This window comes from Dokdonia sp. Asnod3-C12 (assembly GCF_045063975.1).
In the GTDB taxonomy this organism is placed as follows: Bacteria; Bacteroidota; Bacteroidia; order Flavobacteriales; family Flavobacteriaceae; genus Dokdonia.
Genome location: NZ_JBEFNY010000002.1, coordinates 1 through 2,278 on the forward strand (window position 1 = coordinate 1; position 2,278 = coordinate 2,278).

The window sequence follows — 2,278 nt, forward strand, 5'->3', positions numbered from 1 at the left end:
GGAGTAACGAATCAAGCACTTGCTACAGGACAGAATCCTGATGGCGTTGATGTAACAGATACTTCAGATGACAATAGTAATCTTGAGGATGATGAAACAATCACAACCTTCCCAACAGATGGTGGAGCGATTGCATTAATCAAGACCGGAACATTCAATGATGTAAACGGAGATGGTTTCGCACAAGCAGGAGAAACAGTAACGTATAACTTTACAGTAACGAACACTGGAAATGTAACAATTACAAATATTGTGATTACTGATCCAATTGTAGCTGTAATAGGCGGACCTATTGATTTAGTTGCTGGTGCTTCAGATACTACGACTTTCAGTGCTGTGTATACTATTACACAAGCAGACGTTGATGGAGGTGGAGTAACGAATCAAGCACTTGCTACAGGACAGAATCCTGATGGCGTTGATGTAACAGATACTTCAGATGACAATAGTAATCTTGAGGATGATGAAACAATCACAACCTTCCCAACAGATGGTGGAGCGATTGCATTAATCAAGACCGGAACATTCAATGATGTAAACGGAGATGGTTTCGCACAAGCAGGAGAAACAGTAACGTATAACTTTACAGTAACGAACACTGGAAATGTAACAATTACAAATATTGTGATTACTGATCCAATTGTAGCTGTAATAGGCGGACCTATTGATTTAGTTGCTGGTGCTTCAGATACTACGACTTTCAGTGCTGTGTATACTATTACACAAGCAGACGTTGATGGAGGTGGAGTAACGAATCAAGCACTTGCTACAGGACAGAATCCTGATGGCGTTGATGTAACAGATACTTCAGATGACGATAGTAATCTTGAGGATGATGAAACAATCACAACTTTCCCAACAGATGGTGGAGCGATTGCATTAATCAAGACTGGAACATTTAATGATGTAAACGGAGATGGTTTCGCTCAAGCGGGAGAGACTGTAACGTATAACTTCACAGTAACCAATACTGGAAACGTAACGATTACAAATATTGTAATTACAGATCCAATGGTAGCTGTAACTGGCGGACCTATTGATTTAGTTGCTGGTGCTTCAGATGCTACGACCTTCAGTGCTGTGTATACTATTACACAAGCAGACGTTGATGGAGGTGGAGTAACGAATCAAGCACTTGCTACAGGACAGAATCCTGATGGCGTTGATGTAACAGATACTTCAGATGACAATAGTAATCTTGAGGATGATGAAACAATCACAACCTTCCCAACAGATGGTGGAGCGATTGCATTAATCAAGACCGGAACATTCAATGATGTAAACGGAGATGGTTTCGCACAAGCAGGAGAAACAGTAACGTATAACTTTACAGTAACGAACACTGGAAATGTAACAATTACAAATATTGTGATTACTGATCCAATTGTAGCTGTAATAGGCGGACCTATTGATTTAGTTGCTGGTGCTTCAGATGCTACGACCTTCAGTGCTGTGTATACTATTACACAAGCAGATGTTGATGGAGGTGGAGTAACGAATCAAGCACTTGCTACAGGACAGAATCCTGATGGCGTTGATGTAACAGATACTTCTGATGATGATAGTAACCTCGAGGATGATGAAACAATCACAACCTTCCCAACAGATGGTGGAGCGATTGCATTAATCAAGACTGGATCATTCAATGATGTAAACGGAGATGGTTTCGCTCAAGCAGGAGAAACGGTAACGTATAACTTTACAGTAACAAACACTGGAAACGTAACAATTACAAATATTGTAATTACAGATCCAATGGTAGCTGTAACTGGCGGACCTATTGATTTAGTTGCTGGTGCTTCAGATGCTACGACCTTCAGTGCTGTGTATACTATTACACAAGCAGATGTTGATGGAGGTGGAGTAACGAATCAAGCACTTGCTACAGGACAGAATCCTGATGGCGTTGATGTAACAGATACTTCTGATGATGATAGTAACCTCGAGGATGATGAAACAATCACAACCTTCCCAACAGATGGTGGAGCGATTGCATTAATCAAGACTGGATCATTCAATGATGTAAACGGAGATGGTTTCGCTCAAGCAGGAGAAACGGTAACGTATAACTTCACAGTAACAAACACTGGAAACGTAACGATTACAAATATTGTAATTACAGATCCAATGGTAACTGTAATTGGAGGACCTATTGATTTAGTTGCTGGTGCTTTAGATGCTACGACCTTCAGTGCTGTGTACACTATCACACAGGCAGATATTGATAACGGAGGTGTAACAAACCAAGCACTTGCGACAGGACAGAATCCTGATGGTG

Annotated in this window: 1 protein-coding gene; it reads left to right on the forward strand. The window is 40.8% G+C overall.

Annotation, left to right across the window (positions count from 1 at the left end):
* Positions 1-2,278, forward strand: a 2,278-nt coding sequence (locus ACJJVW_RS00020; RefSeq protein WP_405250312.1) for a beta strand repeat-containing protein, incomplete at both ends; no start/stop codon positions are given.